Source organism: Paractinoplanes pyxinae (genome assembly GCF_026626335.1).
In the GTDB taxonomy this organism is placed as follows: Bacteria; Actinomycetota; Actinomycetes; order Mycobacteriales; family Micromonosporaceae; genus Actinoplanes; species Actinoplanes pyxinae.
Genome location: NZ_JAPNTZ010000006.1, coordinates 290034 through 307598, shown reverse-complemented (window position 1 = coordinate 307598; position 17565 = coordinate 290034). Strand labels below are relative to the sequence as shown.

Genomic DNA, 17565 nt, shown 5'->3' with positions numbered 1-17565 from the left:
TCGGTGGGAGCGACCCCCTCAATCGGTCGGACGGTTCGGCGCTGTCGGATTCCTGGATTGCGATGCCGTTGCCACGGGGAGCGGGCAGGGTGCATCGACCGGGCACCTCAAGCGGCGCCGGTTGTGGTGTGCTGGGCGGGCTACTCGGCGGGGTAGTGGCGGGGGGTGTAGACGAAGGTGCTGCCGTCGCCGCGCAACACGGCCCGGGTCTGTGACGAACCGATGATCAACAGGCAGCGCATGTCTACGGTGGCCGGGTCGAACTCACCCAGCGTGGTGACCCGGACGGACTCCTGAGGCCCGCCGACGTCCCGCCCGACGATCACCGGAGTGTCCGCGTCACGGTGCTCCAGCAACAGCTCCCGGGCGTTGACCAGCTGCTCACGGCGGGTCCGGGAGGCCGGGTTGTAGATCGCGATGACCAGGTCGGCCGCGGCCGCCGCACCCAGCCGCCCGGCGATGACCGGCCACGGCTTGAGCCGGTCGGACAGCGAGATCACACAGAAGTCATGCCCGAGCGGCGCGCCGGCCCGGCTGGCCACGGCCTGGGCGGCGGTCAGCCCCGGCACGACCCGGACGGCCACGTCCTTCCACTGCGGGTCCTCGCTGACCTCGAGCACGGCCGCGGCCATCGCGAACACACCGGGATCACCGGACGACACCACGGCCACGCGGCGTCCCCGCTTGGCCAGATCGAGCGCGAAGGCGGCCCGCTCGGCCTCGACCCGGTTGTCGGACGGGTGCTTCCGCTGGTGCGGGCCGGTTGCGACCCTTTCCAGGTACGGCAGATAGCCCACCAGGTCGTCGGCCTTCGCCAGTGCGGCCCTCGCCTCGGGCGTCAGCCACAACGGATCGCCCGGCCCCAGCCCGACAACCGTCACACTCCCGCCGGCCGCGCCTTCATTGTGCGCCGCGCCTTCATTGCGCGCCGCGCTGGCGCCGGCCGCTTCTTCCGTCGGGGCGCGGTTCTCCTCTTCCCCCTCCACGAAAGCGGTGGCGGCGGGGCTGGGCAGGAGGGCGAGCGAGAAGTAGGGGACCGACTCCGGGTCGACGTCGGTGAGCCGGGCGTGGCGTTCGCGGTCGGTGGTGGCCCGCTCGACGTACCAGGCGTCGTCGAGGCGGCCGGCCTTGGCCAGAGCCTCGCGGACGCCGTCGAAGGTGCGGCCGAGTTTCATGATGGCGGCCGAATCGGTGCCGGCCAGGCGGGCCGCCAGTTCGGCCGGCGGCAGGGTGCCGGGCAGCACGGTCAGCACCTCGTCGCGTTCCATGAGCGGGCGGCCCAGCACGGCCGAGGCGGCGCTGACCGACGTGACGCCGGGGACGACCTCGGTCGGGTAGCGGTGGGCCAGCCGCTTGTGCATGTGCATGTATGAGCCGTAGAAGAACGGGTCGCCCTCCGCCAGCACCACGACATCCCGCCCGGCGTCGAGGTGCGCGGCCAGCCGCCCGGCGGCCTCGGCGTAGAACTCGTCGATCGCCCCTTGATAGCCGCCCGGGTGGTCGGTCGTCTCGGTGGTCACCGGATAGATCAGCGGTTCCTCGATCTGCCCGTCCCGCAGCAGCCCGGCCGCGATGGCCCGGGCGTTGCTCCGCCCGTGCCGAGCCGCGTGATAGGCCACGACGTCCGCGCTCTCGATGAGCCGTGCCGCCTTGAGCGTGATCAACTCCGGGTCGCCGGGTCCGACGCCGACACCGTAGAGGCGGCCGCTGGTGCTCGGAGCGGGGGTGGGGGTGGAAGTCACTTCACTCCGCCTCTGAGGCTAGGGCGTTGACGGCGGCGGCGGTGATGGCGCTGCCGCCCCGGCGGCCGCGGACGATCAGGTGTTCCAGGTCGGTGGCGGCCAGGGCTTCCTTGGACTCGGCGGCGCCGATGAAGCCGACCGGGATGCCCAGGACGGCGGCCGGGCGCGGGGCGCCGGCGGCGATCATCTCGAGCAGGCGGAACAGGGCCGTGGGGGCGTTGCCGATCGCCACGACCGAGCCCTCCAGGTGGTCGAGCCACAGGTCGAGGGCGGCCGCGCTGCGGGTGGTGCCCAGCTTCTCGGCCCGGGCGGGCACCGACGGGTCGCGCAGCGTGCAGACGACCTCGTTGCCGGCCGGGAGCCGCTTACGCGTGATGCCGGAGGCGACCATCTCGGCGTCGCACAGCACGGGCGCACCTGAAAGCAGCGCCTTGCGGGCGGCCGTGGCCACCTGCGGGCTGTAGGCCAGATCCCGCACCAGGTCGACCATGCCGCAGGCGTGAATCATCCGGACGGCGACCCGGGCCACGTCGGCCGGCAACCCGGACAGGTCGGCCTCGGCCCGGATCGTGGCGAAGGAACGCCGGTAGATCTCGGCGCCGTCCTTCTCGTACTCCATCAGTTCCTCCTAGCGGCGGCGACCGCGTGGGCCGGGTCGCCGGTGTACGTCTTTCCCTCCGGCTGCCGGGTCACGGCGTAGCCGATGGGCGTGGCCTCGACCCGCACGTGCGGACCGGACGGGCTGCCGCACCCGCGGGCGCAGCCGACCCAGTGCACGGGCAGGCCTTCCGCGTACGTGCTGGTGCTATCGGCATCGGCGCGCACGTCAGCCAGAGATTTCGCGCAGCCAGGCCGCCCCGCGCAGGCGGTGACCCCCACCCAGCGCGACGTCCCCTCGACCGCGAGTCCCGCCTCGGCCAGGGCCTGCACCCACCGCCGAGCGGCCTCCACCGTCAGATCAGGCACAACCACACCCCGCGCGGTCGTGACCACCACCCGCCGAGCATTGCTCAGCAGCCGCAACGCCTCCCCACCCAGCCGCCCCATCGGCACGAGCGCCCCCACCGCCACAAGCCCGTCCTCCTGCCGCACCACCCCGACCAGCGGGCGGTCGCGATCGGCGGAGCGGGTTGCCTTGGCGGGACTGTGGTCGGTGGGAAGGTCGGGCGCGGCTTGACCGGTGGGCAGGTCGAGGGCTTCGGCGGTGCGGCGGGCCACCCGGGCGGGGCCGTCGGCTAGTTCGTGCAGGCGCCAGGCGGGGGCGCCGACCGGGGTGGCGGCGCGCTCGGCGAGGAAGGCGTTGGCGGCGGCGATCAGGGCGGGAACCACCTGGGCGGTGGGCACGCGTAGGCCGTGGTCTTGGGCGGCGAACAGGATCGTGAACTGGCCGCCGGTGGGGATGGCGGCCAGGTCGGCGGCCAAGGGAACCTCGCCCACGGCGAAGAGGAAACGACCGGGCAGGGCGGCCAGCGCCGGGTCGGCGCAGAGGGCGCGGTCGAGCTCGCCGACCAGACTGCGGAGGGTGATGCCCGACAGCGGCGGAGCGACGATGTTTCGTACGGTTTCGTGGGTTTCGGAAGGCAGCAAGCCGGCGGCCGCAAGCCGAGCCGCCAGCACCACCGGGTCGGCCGAGCGTAAGCCTCTGAGCTGGACATTCGCGCGTGACGTGAGCTCGAGGTGCCCGTCGCCGTAGGATTCCGCCAGCTCGGCCAGGACGGCCAGCCGCTCACCCGTCAGTAACCCACCGGGCAGCCGGACGCGGGCCAGCGGGCCGTCGGCCGCGTGGTGCAGACGCAGCGCGCCGGGGCAGGCATCGACGTCGGACTCACGGGCAGGCACGGCCCGGATACTACGTTCGCCCCCCGACAAGACCGCATCCTCGGGTCGGAATGATCACACCGCCCACCGAGATCGCGGAACGCAACGTCTCGTCGGAGTGGGTCCGGCGTGGGTGATGTGGCTGACGCCGGCGGGGCCCTCCTTGACGGCGGATGGGCGGGGCAGGAAGGGTGGTAAGCCACCAGCGGCGACGCTGCGGAGGAAGCCGGTGCGAGTCCGGCGCGGTCCCGCCACTGTCACCAGAGCCGGCAACGGCCTGGGAGCCAGGAACTCCGGTCGCCGTGATCTCTACTACCCGGGGCGCGGACCCCGAGGGGAGCTTGGCGTGTTCCTGCTTTTGTCGACGTCCGACACCGACCTGCTCAGTGCCCGGGCCAGCGGCTCGCCGTGGCGCCTGGCCAATCCGGCTCGCACCGGCGTCGACGATCTGCCCGCGCTGCTGGACGGGGTCGACCTGGTTGTCGTGCGCATCCTGGGCGGGCGCCGGGCCTGGGAAGAGGGGCTTGACGCGCTGCTGGCGGGAAGCGTTCCCGTCGTCGTGCTGGGTGGCGAGCAGGCGCCGGACGCCGATCTGATGAAGCTGTCGACCGTGGCCGCCGGTGTCGCCGCCGAGACGCACACCTACCTGGCTCAGGGCGGTTCGGAAAACCTGGCTTCGGCGTACGCGTTCCTCTCCGACACCGTGCTGCTGACCGGGCACGGGTTCGCCCCGCCGGTCGCCGCGCCGGACTGGGGGCCGCTGCCGCGCGAGACCACGGTCGCCGAAGGCCCGACCGTCGCCGTGCTCTACTACCGGGCCCACCACATGGCCGGCAATACGGCCTTCGTCGAGGCGTTGTGCCGGGCGGTGGAGGCCAAGGGCGGACGCCCGCTTCCGCTGTTCACCTCGTCCCTGCGTACGGCGCCGGAAGAACTTCTGGCCGAGCTGCGCAAGGCGGACGCCCTGGTCGTGACGGTGCTCGCCGCGGGCGGCACCAAGCCGGCCACCGTCGGCGCCGGTGGGGACGACGAGGCCTGGGACGTCGGCGTGCTGGCCGGGCTGGACGTGCCGATCCTGCAGGGGCTGTGCCTGACCAGCAGCCGCGCGCAGTGGGAGGCCAGCGACGACGGCCTGTCCCCGCTGGACGCGGCGACGCAGGTGGCCATCCCCGAGTTCGACGGCCGGATCATCACGGTGCCGTTCTCGTTCAAAGAGATCGACCCGGACGGGCTGTCGGTCTACGTGGCCGACGAGGAGCGCGCGGCCCGGGTCGCGGGTATCGCGGTGGCCCACGCCCGGCTGCGGCACATCCCGCCGGCCGAGCGGCGGATCGTGGTGATGCTCTCGGCGTACCCGACGAAGCATTCGCGCATCGGCAACGCGGTCGGCCTGGACACTCCGGCCTCGACGGTCGCGCTGCTCGCGGCCATGCGCGAGCGCGGCTACCGGATCGGCTCGTTCGACGAGTACGACGGCGACGGGCTGATCCACGCCCTGATCGCGGCGGGCGGCCAGGACCCCGACTGGCTCACCGAGGACCAGCTGGCCGGGAACAAGGTGCGGATCAGCGGCGAGCGGTACAGCGACTGGTTCGCCACCCTGCCCGGCGACCTGCGCGAATCGATGGCGACGCACTGGGGTGAGGCGCCCGGTGAGCTCTACGTCGACAACGGCGACATCGTGCTGGCCGCGCTGCAGGACGAGAACGTGGTCGTCATGGTGCAGCCGCCGCGCGGCTTCGGCGCGAACCCGGTGGCCATCTATCACGACCCGGATCTGCCGCCGTCGCACCACTACCTGGCCGCTTACCGGTGGCTGGCCGACGAGTTCGGGGCCCACGCTGTCGTCCACGTCGGCAAGCACGGCAACCTGGAGTGGCTGCCCGGCAAGAACGTCGGCATGTCGGCGAGCGACGGCACCGACGCGGCTCTCGGCGACCTGCCGCTGATCTACCCGTTCCTGGTCAACGACCCGGGGGAGGGCACCCAGGCCAAGCGCCGGGCACACGCCACCCTGGTCGACCACCTGATCCCGCCGATGGCCCGGGCCGAGTCGTACGGGGACATCGCCCGCCTCGAGCAGCTGCTCGACGAGCACGCCAACATCGCCGCGCTCGACCCGGCCAAGCTGCCGGCCATCCGGGCCCAGATCTGGACGCTGATCCAGGCCGCCCGGATGGACCACGACCTGGGCCAGTCCAACCGCCCCGACGACGAGGAGTTCGACGAGTTCATCCTGCACGTCGACGGGTGGCTGTGCGAGGTCAAGGACGTGCAGATCCGCGACGGGCTGCACATCCTGGGCCAGGCGCCGCAGGGGGAGGCGCGGGTCAATCTCGTGCTGTCCATGCTGCGGGCGCGGCAGATGTGGGCCGGCCAGGTGGCGGCGCTGCCCGGTCTGCGCGAGGCGCTCGGCCTGCCCGAGGAGGCTTCGACGGCGGAGACGGACCGCGTCGAGACGCTGGCCCGCGGCTTGGTGACGGCGATGGAAGAGGCGGGCTGGCCCACTGACGCCGCTCGCATTTCCGAGATTTCGGAAATGTCCGAGGAGGTGCGGAGCGTTCTCGCGTTCGCGGCGACCGAGATCGTGCCGCGACTCGGCCGCACGACCGACGAGCTGACCAACCTGCTGCACGCCTTGGACGGCGGCTACGTGCCGGCCGGCCCCAGCGGCTCACCCCTGCGCGGCCTGATCAACGTGCTCCCGACCGGCCGCAACTTCTACTCGGTGGACCCCAAGGCGATCCCCAGCGCGCTGGCCTGGGAGACCGGCCAAGCCATGGCCGAGTCGCTGCTCAAGCGCTACCGCGAGGACTACGGCGACTGGCCGCGCTCGGTCGGCCTCTCGGCCTGGGGGACCAGCGCCATGCGCACGGCCGGCGACGACATCGCCGAGATCCTGGCGCTGATCGGCGTACGCCCGGTCTGGGACCCGGCCTCGCGCCGGGTGACCGGCCTCGAGCCGATCACCCGCGAGGAGCTGGCCCGGCCCCGGATTGACGTCACCGTCCGCATCTCGGGCTTCTTCCGCGACGCCTTCCCGCACGTGGTGGCCATGATGGACGACGCCTTCACGATGATCGCCGACCTCGACGAGCCGGAGAACTTCGTTCGCGAGCACGCCCTGGCCGACCGTGACCAGCACGGCGACTGGCGCCGGGCCACCACCCGCATCTTCGGCTCGCGGCCGGGCGCGTACGGCGCGGGCATCCTCCCGCTGATCGACAGCCGCAACTGGCGCGACGACAAAGACCTGGCCGAGGTGTACGCGGTGTGGGGCGGTTTCGCGTACGGCCGGGACCTCGACGGTGTGCCGGCCCGCCCGGACATGGAGAACGCGTACCGCCGGATCGACATCGCGGCCAAGAACATCGACACCCGCGAGCACGACATCGCCGACTCCGACGACTATTTCCAGTACCACGGCGGCATGATCGCCACGGTGCGCGCGCTGACCGGCAAGGCCCCCGCGGCGTACGTCGGCGATTCCACCAACCCGGACGCCACCCGCACCCGCAGCCTGACCGAGGAGACGGCGCGCATCTTCCGGGCCCGCGTGGTGAACCCGCGCTGGATCGCCGCGATGCGCCGGCACGGCTACAAGGGCGCCTTCGAGCTGGCCGCGACCGTCGACTACCTGTTCGGCTTCGACGCCACCGCCGGCGTGGTCACCGATTACATGTACGAGCAGCTGGCCACCACGTACGCCCTGGACCCGGAGAACCAGAAGTTCTTCCAGCAGTCGAACCCGTGGGCCCTGCACAGCATCTCGGAGCGCCTGCTCGAGGCGGCCGAGCGCAAGTTGTGGGAGTCGCCCTCGCCCGAGACGTTGAGCGCCTTGCAGCAGCTCTACCTCGACACCGAGGGCGACCTCGAAGACAACTGACGGGTCACTCCGTCTCGGTTTTGTCCTCCGGGGCGGCGTGCCGGCCGGCGGCGGCCTGGCGTTCCAGGGCCTCGTCCTTCTCCAGATATTTCTTGATGTTGACGGTGGAGCGGGCGCCCAAGTCGTCCTGCTTGGCCGCGTGACGGCCGGTCGGCTGGTCGGTGTCGGTCATGGCCCGAAACTGTACCTCCTTCGGGTTTCCCGGCGAATAGGACAGACGGCAGTTCCGGAACCGTGACACCCGTCCGTGCCCCCACCTGCGGGAACGCTGAGAAAGCGCTTCCCGGCCCTGTTACCAGGCATTGACACCCACCGACACGCCGGTTAACAGTGACGACACAAAGAGCGCTTCCCCGCGTTCTCACATCCCCGATCCCCTGGAGTCCCTCCATGACATCCCCGGTCCTGGACGGGCTCGGGACGCCTCGCAGCAGGCTGTCTCCGGCCCGGATTCTCACTCTCGGCGTGGCCCTCGTGGGCCTGCTCGCCGCCTTCTTTGTCGCCACCACCCAGAACGCCGAGGCGGCCGAGGTGGTCGTCTCGCAGGGCAAGCCCGCCACCGCCAGCTCGACCGAGGTGGCCGGCGCCTACCAGCCCGGCGAGGCGGTCGACGGCAACAACGGCACCCGCTGGGCCAGCTCGTTCTCGCCCAGCCAGTGGTGGCAGGTCGACCTGGGCGCGCCGACCGCGGTCAGCCGCATCGCCATCAACTGGGAGGGCGCGTACGCGAAGGCCTTCACGATCCAGTTCTCGACCAACGGCAGTTCCTACACCCAGGCGTACGCGACCACGACCGGCACCGGTGGGCAGCAGAGCATCGCGGTGAGCGGCACCGCCCGCTACGTGCGGATCAACCTGACCGAGCGCGCGCTGGCCATCTACGGCTACTCGTTCTGGGAGTTCCAGGTGTTCTCGGGCGGGGGCACGACGCCGCCGACCACCCCGCCCACCACGCCCCCGACGACGCCGCCGACCGGCTCGACGCGGCTGCTGTCGTACAACAAGCCCGCGGCCGCGTCAACGTGGCAGAACGACGTCAACTGCAACCCGTGCAGCCCGGACAAGGCGTTCGACAACGACCCGGCCAGCCGCTGGGCCACCAGCTCGACCAACGGCTGGGTCGACCCCGGCTGGATCTCGGTCGACCTGGGCGCCACGGCCCAGATCAGCCAGGTCGTGCTGCAGTGGGACCCGGCGTACGCCCGCAGCTACCAGATCCAGGTGTCGAACGACAACGCGAACTGGTCGCCCATCTACACCACGACGACCGGTGACGGCCTCAAGGACGTCATCAACGCCACCGGCACCGGCCGCTACGTCCGGATGTACGGCACCCAGCGCAGCAGCGCCTACGGCTACTCGCTGTGGGAGTTCAGCATCTACGGCACCGGCGGCGCCCCGGTGAACCCGCCGGCCAAGCCGGCCGACCCGACGTTCCCGGCCTCCCGCCTGGTCTTCGAGGACAACTTCAACGAGGCCGCCGGCACCAAGCCGAGCACGGCCAAGTGGACGTACGACCCGGGTGTCCCGCAGAACGGCGAGATCCAGTACTACACGCCCAACAGCGAGAACGCGCAGACCGACGGTCAGGGCAACCTGGTCATGGAGGCCCGCCGGCAGGACTACCAGGGCCGCCAGTACACCTCGGCCCGGATGAACACGGGTGGCAAGTTCAGCACCCAGTACGGCCGGTTCGAGGCCCGGATCAAGGTGCCGAAGGGCAACGGCCTGTGGCCCGCGTTCTGGATGATGGGCGACGACTTCCTCAGTGGACGCCCGTGGCCGTACAACGGCGAGATCGACATCATGGAGGTCCTGGGCCGCAACACCAACGAGATGTACACGACGCTGCACGCCCCGGCCTACAACGGCGGTGGCGGCTACGGCCAGAAGAACGCGGCCGGCGTCGACCTGTCGCAGGACTTCCACGTGTACGCGGCCGAGTGGGACAGCAAGGGCATCCGGTTCTTCCTGGACGGCCGGCAGGTCTTCAACGCGGCCAAGGACACCGTGGAGAACACCCGCGGCCCGTGGATCTTCGACCACAAGTTCTACCTGATCCTCAACCTGGCCGTCGGTGGCGACTTCCCCGGCCCGATCGACGCCACCACGCCGTTCCCGTCGCGGATGCTCGTCGACTACGTGCGGGTGTACCAGTGAGGGCCCGGCCGCGCTTCAAGGCAGTGTTCGCCGCGGCGCTGCTGGCCGCGTCGGTGCTCACGATCGCCACCCGGGCCGACGCCGCCGACACCCTGATCTCGCAGGGCAAGACGGCCACCGCGAGCTCGAGCGAGTCGGCCGCCTTCCCGGCTTCCAACGCCGTGGACGGCAATTTGGGCACCCGCTGGTCGAGCGCGTTCAGCGACCCGCAGTGGCTGCAGGTCGACCTGGGCGCGAGCGCCACCGTCTCGTCGGTGGTGCTCAACTGGGAGGCCGCGTACGCCCGGGCGTTCAGCGTCAAGGTGTCGGCCAACGGGTCGTCGTGGAGCACGCTCTACAGCACCACGAACGCCACCGGCGGCCGCCAGAGCATCACGGCCGCGGGCACCGGGCGCTACGTGCGGCTCGAGACCACCGTACGGGCAACGCAGTGGGGTGTTTCCTTAACCGAGTTCCAGGTGTACGGGAGTGGTGGCGGCACGACCACGCCGACGATCCCGCCCGGCGCCGTCCGCGTCGCCGAGTTCCTGGCCGACTGCCCGTACAGCCACCGCCTGCCCGACGACCCGATCATCTTCCCGGGTCTGCCCGGCGCCTCGCACATGCACAGCTTCTTCGGCAGCGAGGTGACCAACGCCTTCTCGACCACGCAGGATCTGCTCAACGCGAACAGCAACTGCAACCCGTCGATCGACAAGTCGTCGTACTGGATCCCGACCTTCTACAACGGCAACACCCCGGTCGAGCCGACGACGGGCATCTTCTACTACCTGGGCGAGGGTGTGCGCGACGACCTGATCGCGCAGACCCAGCCGTTCCCGCTGGGCCTGCGGATCGTGGCCGGCAACGCCAAGGCGACGGGGCCGAACGACAACACCATCTCGCGCTGGTCGTGCCTGCACGCCGGTGAGGTGGGATCGTCGCACGACTTCGTCACCTGCCCGCCGGGCACGATGCTGGAGTCGTACCTCGACTTCCCGCACTGCTGGGACGGGGTGAACCTGGACTCGCCCGACCACAAGAGCCACATGGCGTACCCGGTGAACAACGCCTGCCCGGCCAGCCACCCGGTCGTGGTGCCGAAGCTGCGGCAGGTCATGCGGTACCCGGTCAACGGCAACCCGGCCAACTTCCGGCTGGCCTCCGGCGCGGGCTACACGATGCACGGCGACTTCTTCAACGCCTGGCCGGTGGAGGAGCTGGCGCGGCGGGTGAACGACTGCATCCGCCCGATCGTCAAGTGCGGCACGAACGGACGTCCCTGATATGACCACGGGTGTCGCCGGCGGTGGACCTGACGGCGGCGGCACCCGTCCCCACCTCGCTGCTATAACGGACCGCATGACAACCCGGCCCGCGCGCGGTGGGCAGCATCCGACGATGGACCAGGTCGCCGAGGCGGCCGGGGTGTCGCGCGCGACCGTGTCCCGAGTGATCAACGGCGCCCCCAGTGTCGACTCCAAGATCCGCGAGATGGTGCAGCGGGCCATCGCCGAGACCGGCTACGTGCCCAACGTGGCCGCCCGCAGCCTGGTCACCCGCCGCTCGAACTCGGTCGCGCTGGTGATCAGCGAGCCCGACCGGCCGGACAACCACTCGTTCCTCAACCGCATCTTCACCGACCCGTACTTCGGGCGGATCACGGCCGGCGCCACGGGGGCGCTGCGCCCGCACGACATCCACCTGGTGGTCATCCCGACCGACTCCACCGACCACCACCAGGTGATCCGCTACCTGCGCCAGGGCCACGTGGACGGGGTGCTGCTGATCAGCAGCCACGAGCAGGACACGCTGCCCCGCCAGGTGCACGAGCTGGGCATCCCGGCCGTCGTCTCGGCCCGGCCGACCTCGCCCATCGCGGTCAGCTTCGTCGACGTCGACCAGCGGCTGGGGGCCCGCCTGGCCGCCGACCGGCTGCTGTCGCTGGGCCGCACCCGGCTCGCCACGATCAGCGGGCCGCTGGACATCCCGAGCGGCCTCGACCGGCTCGAGGGCTTCCGGGCCCATCTGGCCGACCGGCCGGTGCCGTCGGTGGAGGGCGACTTCACCCGGGCCGGCGGCGAGACCGCGGCCCGGCGGCTGCTGGCCGAGCACCCCGACGTCGACGGTCTGTTCGTGGCCAACGACCTGATGGCCGAGGGCGCGCTGCGGGCGTTGCAAGAGCTCGGCCGCCGGGTGCCCGACGACATCGCCGTGGTCGGCTTCGACGACAGCAGCGCCGCGCTCGACTGCCGGCCGCTGCTGACCACCGTGCGCCAGCCGGTGGAAGAGATGGCGGCCGAGATGGCCGAGGTGCTGATGGCCCACATCGCCACGCCCGGGCGGCTGCCGCGCTCGGTCACTTTCCAGCCCACGCTGGTGGTGCGCGAGTCGGCATAGGTTGGGAGGCATGGACATTCTTGTTGCCGGCGGCCACGGTCAGATCGCCCTGCGCCTCCTCAAGCTTCTCGCCGAGTCCGGTCACACCGCCCGCGGGCTGATCCGCAAGCCGGAGCAGGCGGCCGACCTGCAGGCCGTGGGCGCGGTCCCGGTGATCGGCGACCTCGAGAACGACTCCTCGCTCGCGCCGTACGTCAAGGGCGCCGACGCTGTCGTCTTCGCGGCCGGCGCCGGGCCGGGCAGCGGGCCCGCGCGCAAGCGGACGGTCGACCTCGGCGGGGCGGTCAAGCTCGCCGACGCCGCCGTCGAAGAGGGCGTGCGCCGGTACGTGATGATCTCGTCGATTGGTGCGCACGACCCGGCCGCGGGCGGCGAGGCGATGGGCGCCTACCTGGCCGCGAAGGGCGAGGCCGACGCGTACGTCATCGGGCGCCCCGAGCTGGACTGGACGATCGTGCGCCCGGGGCACCTGACCGACGACCCGGGCACCGGCCTGGTCACCGTCAGCCGCGAGATGGGCGGTCGCGGCCCGGTGCCGCGCGACGACGTGGCCGCCGTGGTGGCCGCCTGCTTGACGACGCCGGGCACCGTGGGGGCGACCTTCGAGCTGTTCGGTGGCTCGACTCCCATCGATGAGGCTCTGCGCGGCGTCGGAGCGTGATGAAAGGCTAACGTAGCGTCCATGGAAAGTGCGGGGGCACTGCTGGCGGCCGGCAGCGAGGCGATGCTCGAGGCGGCGTTCCGCACGGGCGACTTCCTGCCGGCCTGGCAGATGCTCGAGGGCGCCCGCCGCCGGGCCTGCGACGACGGCCAGCCGGTGGAGGAGGCGGCCGCCCTGACCCGGCTGGGCATGCTGGCCCACTTCGCGGCGATCGGCGGCGACCTGTCGCGGGCCGACTGGACGACCGAGGAGCAGCTGTTCACGGCGGCGCTGCGCATCCAGCGCGAGATCGGCGACGCGGCCGGCGCCGCCGAGTCGCTGTTCGGCCTGGGCCTGGTCCACCAGGTGTTGCGGGGCGACTGGGCCACCGCCATGCCGTACTACACCGAGGCGCTGGCCCTGGCCGAGAGCTACGCCGACGAGATGGTGCGCTCCGAGGTGCACCGGCACATCGGGTTCTTCCACGTCTTCGTCGCCGGCGACGCCGAGCGCGGCCTGCGCCACCTGCGCATGTCCCAGGTGCTGCGGGAGCGCTACGGCGACCCGCGCCGGGTGGCCACCGGCACGCTGGCCCTGGGCGAGGCCGAGCTGGCCGCGGGCAACGTGGCCGAGGCGCTGCGCCTGCTGCGCGAGGCCGTCCACCAGGCCCGTCAGGCCGGCCTGACCGGTCAGCGCATCGGCTGGGCCGAGCACGCGCTGGCCGACGCGGAACGGGCCGCCGCCTGACCCGTCCGGGGTGCCGACCGCTCGATCATGCGTAACCGCGTGTCATTTCGGGCATGCTGCGGCAGTGATCCGCTTGTCTGTGCTGGCGGCCGGAGTCCTCGTTCTCTCGGCGGCCGGTTGTTCCTCGGTGGGCTCCCAGGAGGAGGCCGCGTCCGGTGTCGCCGTCCGGTGGCAGAAGGCGGTCGACGCCGGGGACGGCGAAGCCGCCTGCGCGGTGCTCGCTCCCGGCACCCTCAAGACCGTGGCCGAGGACCAACCCTGCCCGCAGGCGATCCTCGACAAGGATCTGCCGCGCCCGGGCACGGTCGTCGAGACCTCGGTGTACGGGCAGTGGGCGCAGGTGAAGCTGGACGACGACACCGTCTTCCTGGGCGCCTTCCCGGGCGGCTGGCGGGTCGTGGCGGCCGGGTGCACCCCGCAGGGCAGCCGCCCGTACGACTGCACGGTGGAAGGAGACTGAGATGCGGGCCCTGTTCGTGCTGCTGCTGATCGTCGTCGTCACCGGCCTGGCCTACGTCATCACGCTGGGGGTGCTGCACCGGTGAGGCGGTTCCTGCGCAACAACGCCATCGGGCTCGTGTTCGGCGGGCTCTTCCTGGTGGTGCTGGTCGGCCAGGCGTTCGCCGGCCTGGCCGTGTTCAACGAGGCGCAGCGGGCCTCCGGGCTGCCCGACGTCTCGTTCTGGCGCTACGTGACCTCGGCCAGCTTCGGCGTCGACGTGGCCGAGAACTGGCAGTCCGAGTACCTGCAGTTCTTCCTGTTCATCCTGCTGACCGTGTGGTTGCTGCAGAAGGGCTCGCCGGAGTCGAAGTCGCTGGACAAGCCGGGCCGCGAGACCGACGAGGAGCAGAAGATCGGCCGGTTCTCCGACGAGCGCTCCCCGAAGTGGGCCCGCACGGGCGGCTGGCGCACCCGGATCTTCTCGAACTCGCTGGGACTGGTGATGGGCCTGATATTTCTCGGCTCCTGGCTCGCCCAGTCGGTGGCCGGGGTCGCCGCCTTCAACGAGGAGCAGCTCAGCGAGCGGCAGGACCCGCTCTCGTGGGGGCAGTACGTGCTCGCCCCCGACTTCTGGAACCGCACCCTGCAGAACTGGCAGTCCGAACTGCTCGCGGTGGCGTCGATGGCGATCCTGGCCATCTATCTGCGCCAGCGCGGATCCTCGCAGTCCAAGCCGGTCGGCTCCCCGCACGAGGCCACCGGCGTCGAGGGATAGGTGTCCAGCGTTCGTCGGATGTCCGACGGATCGATCGTGATCTGTGCCGCCGAGTCGCTAATTTGACGGTCAGCAGCACCGAGCACTGCTGGTCACAGGGGGCGGCCTTGACCGAGCATCCCGACGCGTACCCCTCTTTCCATCGTGTGGTCGGGATCGACCTCGGCACCAGCTCGTGCGCGATCTCGGTCTGGGACGGCGCCAAGCCGTTGGTCGTGCGCGGTCCCACCGGCGCGGCCACCATGCCCGCCTCGGTCGGGCAGGACAGATCGGGCCACGTCGTGGCCGGGGCGCCGCCGGCCGGTGACCCCGAGAACGTGATCGCCGGCATCAAGCGCCGGCTCGGCAGCGGTCAGCAGGTGCGGTTCCGCGGCCGGGCCTGTCTGCCCCGGGACATCTGCGCCTACCTGCTGATCGAGCTCAAGCGGCAGGCCGAGACGTTCATCGGCGAGCCCATCCACGACGCCGTGATCACCGTGTCGGCCGCGGCCGGCGAGGCGCAGCGGCGGGCCCTGCGCGAGGCGGCCGGGCTGGCCCAGCTCAACGTGCGCCGGCTGGTCGAGGACCCGGTGGCCGCGGCCATGGTGCTCGGCGTGGACGCCCCGCCCGGCACGTACGCGATCTACGACCTGGGCGGCGGCACCTTCGACGCCTCGGTCGTGCGGGTCGCCGACGGCACGGTCGACGTGCTCGGCACGGCCGGCGACCAGCTGCTGGGCGGCGACGACTTCGACGAGCTGATCGTCGGCTACGTGCTGCGCCGGATCCGCGAGCGGCACCACGTCGACCTCGGCCAAGACCTGGCCATCCGCCGCCGGATCCGCTGGGAGGCCGAGATCCGCAAGCGTGAACTGTCCGAGGCCGAGACCACCACGCTCGAGCTGCCCCGGCTCACGGCCACCGTCAGCGCGAGCGTGCCGCTGAGCCGGCGCGCCTTCGAGGCGATGATCGAACCGGACGTGCAGCGCTCGCTCGACCTGCTGAGCGAGGCCATCGCGGCCGCCCGCACGGTGCACGGCGTGGGCTGGGCCGACATCGACCAGGTGGTGCTGGCCGGCGGCTCGACCCGGATCCCGGCCCTCCGCGACCGGCTGGCCGCCTACCTCGGCTGGGGCGCGGCCCGCATCCGCACCGACCTGGACCCGGACGAGCTGGTGGCGCGCGGCGCCGGGCTGGTGGCCCGCGACTACGAGCCGGCGTCGCTGTTCGAGGGCTCGCCGGTCGGGCTGCTCAGCGCCAGCCTGCGGCTGCGGGCCGAGATGGCGGTGCCCGAGGTCGGCCCCGACGCCGAGGAGCCGGCCGAGACCCCGGATCCGCCCGGACCGGCCGGGCCGCCCGCCGAGACCCCGGCCGACTTCCGGCGGACCGCCGAGGCGACGTACATGCTGCTGCTGCAGAACAGCCACCTGGGCGGGCTGGCCTCGGCGTACTCCGCCTTCATCACGGCCGTGCAGGCGGCCGCGCCCGATGTCCGCCTGGCCGAGCTGGGGCAGGCACTGGCCGCCGAATACCGGCGGCACTCCGGATAATCTGTGCCGATGCTGATCAGTTGCGGCGCCCCGGTGTCCGGCGCGTGGGCCGGGCCGCAGTCGCTGGGCCGGTTCGCGCAGCGGGCCGAAGAGCTCGGCTACCACGGGCTCTGGACGTTCCAGCGCCTGCTGGTGGGGGCCGATCAGTCGCTGGACCCGGTCTACCGCAGCGTGCTCGACCCGCTGATCGCGCTGGCCTTCGCCGCCGCCCGCACCAGCCGGGTCCGGCTCGGGGTGGCGGTGATCAACATCCCGTACGTCTCCCCGGCCCACCTGGCCAAGCAGGCCGCCACGCTCGACCTGCTCTCGGGCGGCCGCCTCGACCTGGGGCTGGGCACGGGCTGGTCCGAGCCCGAGTTCGCGGCCACCGGCTCCGATCCGCACCCGCGCGGCCGGCGGATGCGCGAATACCTCGAAGTGCTGCGGACGCTGTGGAACGACCCGGTGGCGTCGTTCGAGGGCGAGCTCTACCGCGTGCCGCCCAGCACGATGGCCCCGCCGCCGATGCAGCCGGGCGGCCCGCCGGTGCTGCTCGGGGGCACGGCCGACGCCGCGTTGCGCCGGGCCGGGCGGCTGGGCGCGGGCTGGGTGAGCAGCAGCCGGCTGACGTACGACCAGATCGCCCGGGGCGCGCAGGTCGTGCGCCGGGCGGCCGAGGAGGCGGGCCGCGACCCCGACGACGTACGCATCGTGGTGCGCGGCGTCGTGCGGCCGGGCCGGCGCGACGATGCCGTCCCGCTCTCCGGCGACTGGGCCCAGATCCGGGCCGGGGCGCAGCGGTACGCCGAGGCGGGCGTCACCGAGCTGTTCTACGACCTCAACTGGGACCCGCTCATCGGCGGGCCCGGCGCCGGCCGCGAACCGGCCCGGGCGCGGGCCGACGAGATCCTGACCGCCCTCGCGCCGACCGGCTAAGACCGACTTCGAAGTCTGGAAAGGGCGGCGAATGGCTCCCCGATTCGTTATCGGAATGGCCGTCGTCTCCGTATGACGACCTTTCCCGGCCCTACTGCGCGTAGCCCCGGCGATACGCCGGAGCACCGAAGATCACCGGACAACCGCGTTCCGATGGGCGGGATGGCCGTCGATACGACCCCGTAATGGCGTGCCGACCGAAGATCTTGCGCCGACGCACGGTCATCGCCGTAGAAACCAACGGCGGTCGGTCGCCAAGATCGACACTGTCAGGAAACGCGGGCGAAACAGCGGGCGGCGGCCCGGCGAGGATGACTTCGATAACTTTGCGCAACAGTACGATTGCCCTCTGATATTCCAAACCGGACATTGGTGATCAAGTTGAACGACGTTACGACCGATTTATCCGTGCGAGTAGCACTTCGCACCGTACGAGACGGGGGATGGTTGTGACGTCCGCCGTCGCCTGCTTTCAGCGGGCTGTTATTCATTCGATGCGTCAACTCATTTCCTACGACCGAGATCCGGGCTAC

The 17565-nt window shown here is 71.6% G+C and carries 14 protein-coding genes and 1 riboswitch; of the genes, 10 read left to right on the top strand and 4 right to left on the bottom strand.

Features of this window, described 5'->3' with window-relative positions:
- Positions 1 to 140: 140 nt before the first annotated feature.
- From OWR29_RS18605 to OWR29_RS18595, 3 genes are read right to left on the bottom strand one after another with little or no spacing between them, the layout of a single operon-like run.
- On the bottom strand, positions 141 to 1742 hold the full coding sequence (locus tag OWR29_RS18605) for a precorrin-2 C(20)-methyltransferase (RefSeq protein ID WP_267564167.1): 1602 nt from the start codon (positions 1740 to 1742) through the stop codon (positions 141 to 143).
- A gap of 1 nt (position 1743) precedes the next feature.
- Positions 1744 to 2361, bottom strand: a complete 618-nt coding sequence (locus OWR29_RS18600) for a precorrin-8X methylmutase (RefSeq protein WP_267564166.1) — start codon at positions 2359 to 2361, stop codon at positions 1744 to 1746.
- Entirely contained in the window at positions 2361 to 3581 is a 1221-nt protein-coding gene (locus OWR29_RS18595; RefSeq protein WP_267564165.1) for a ferredoxin-like domain-containing protein, read from the bottom strand. Before OWR29_RS18595 ends, OWR29_RS18600 begins: the two co-directional genes overlap by 1 nt.
- Positions 3582 to 3779: 198 nt before the next feature.
- Positions 3780 to 3854, top strand: a riboswitch (cobalamin riboswitch).
- Between the two features lie 52 nt (positions 3855 to 3906).
- Between OWR29_RS18595 and cobN the strand changes: the two genes are divergently transcribed.
- Positions 3907 to 7446, top strand: a complete 3540-nt coding sequence (cobN, locus tag OWR29_RS18590; RefSeq protein WP_267564164.1) for a cobaltochelatase subunit CobN — start codon at positions 3907 to 3909, stop codon at positions 7444 to 7446.
- Positions 7447 to 7450: 4 nt separating this feature from the next.
- Here cobN and OWR29_RS18585 read toward each other — a convergent pair whose 3' ends face one another.
- A complete protein-coding gene (locus OWR29_RS18585) occupies positions 7451 to 7618 on the bottom strand; it encodes a hypothetical protein (RefSeq protein WP_267564163.1) in 168 nt (55 codons plus the stop codon).
- A 218-nt stretch (positions 7619 to 7836) separates the two neighbouring features.
- Here OWR29_RS18585 and OWR29_RS18580 point away from each other — a divergent pair, with 218 nt between their 5' ends.
- From OWR29_RS18580 to OWR29_RS18540, 9 genes are all read left to right on the top strand, one after another.
- Positions 7837 to 9606 (top strand): galactose-binding domain-containing protein, encoded by a 1770-nt coding sequence (locus OWR29_RS18580; protein ID WP_267564162.1) that lies wholly within the window; start codon positions 7837 to 7839, stop codon positions 9604 to 9606.
- Positions 9603 to 10871, top strand: coding sequence for a DUF1996 domain-containing protein (locus OWR29_RS18575; protein ID WP_267564161.1), 1269 nt, complete (start codon positions 9603 to 9605; stop codon positions 10869 to 10871). Before OWR29_RS18580 ends, OWR29_RS18575 begins: the two co-directional genes overlap by 4 nt.
- Before the next feature lie 115 nt (positions 10872 to 10986).
- Positions 10987 to 11985, top strand: a complete 999-nt coding sequence (locus OWR29_RS18570) for a LacI family DNA-binding transcriptional regulator (protein ID WP_267564160.1) — start codon at positions 10987 to 10989, stop codon at positions 11983 to 11985.
- Between the two features lie 10 nt (positions 11986 to 11995).
- Entirely contained in the window at positions 11996 to 12646 is a 651-nt protein-coding gene (locus tag OWR29_RS18565; RefSeq protein ID WP_267564159.1) for an SDR family oxidoreductase, read from the top strand.
- Positions 12647 to 12667: 21 nt separating this feature from the next.
- Positions 12668 to 13372, top strand: a complete 705-nt coding sequence (locus tag OWR29_RS18560) for a tetratricopeptide repeat protein (protein ID WP_267564158.1) — start codon at positions 12668 to 12670, stop codon at positions 13370 to 13372.
- Between the two features lie 64 nt (positions 13373 to 13436).
- Complete coding sequence (locus OWR29_RS18555) at positions 13437 to 13832, top strand: hypothetical protein (RefSeq protein ID WP_267564157.1); 396 nt, start codon at positions 13437 to 13439, stop codon at positions 13830 to 13832.
- 81 nt (positions 13833 to 13913) lie between these two features.
- Complete coding sequence (locus OWR29_RS18550) at positions 13914 to 14588, top strand: DUF6766 family protein (protein ID WP_267564156.1); 675 nt, start codon at positions 13914 to 13916, stop codon at positions 14586 to 14588.
- A 107-nt stretch (positions 14589 to 14695) separates the two neighbouring features.
- A complete protein-coding gene (locus OWR29_RS18545) occupies positions 14696 to 16117 on the top strand; it encodes an Hsp70 family protein (RefSeq protein ID WP_267564155.1) in 1422 nt (473 codons plus the stop codon).
- Between the two features lie 9 nt (positions 16118 to 16126).
- Positions 16127 to 17032, top strand: a complete 906-nt coding sequence (locus OWR29_RS18540; RefSeq protein WP_267564154.1) for a TIGR03619 family F420-dependent LLM class oxidoreductase — start codon at positions 16127 to 16129, stop codon at positions 17030 to 17032.
- The last annotated feature ends 533 nt before the right edge of the window (positions 17033 to 17565 follow it).

Coding starts and splice junctions, on each gene's coding strand:
- OWR29_RS18600 (WP_267564166.1), bottom strand. CDS start 2,361: ATGGAGTACGAGAAGGACGGCGCCGAGATCTACCGGCGTTCCTTCGCC.
- OWR29_RS18585 (WP_267564163.1), bottom strand. CDS start 7,618: ATGACCGACACCGACCAGCCGACCGGCCGTCACGCGGCCAAGCAGGAC.
- OWR29_RS18580 (WP_267564162.1), top strand. CDS start 7,837: ATGACATCCCCGGTCCTGGACGGGCTCGGGACGCCTCGCAGCAGGCTG.
- OWR29_RS18570 (WP_267564160.1), top strand. CDS start 10,987: ATGGACCAGGTCGCCGAGGCGGCCGGGGTGTCGCGCGCGACCGTGTCC.
- OWR29_RS18565 (WP_267564159.1), top strand. CDS start 11,996: ATGGACATTCTTGTTGCCGGCGGCCACGGTCAGATCGCCCTGCGCCTC.
- OWR29_RS18560 (WP_267564158.1), top strand. CDS start 12,668: ATGGAAAGTGCGGGGGCACTGCTGGCGGCCGGCAGCGAGGCGATGCTC.
- OWR29_RS18540 (WP_267564154.1), top strand. CDS start 16,127: ATGCTGATCAGTTGCGGCGCCCCGGTGTCCGGCGCGTGGGCCGGGCCG.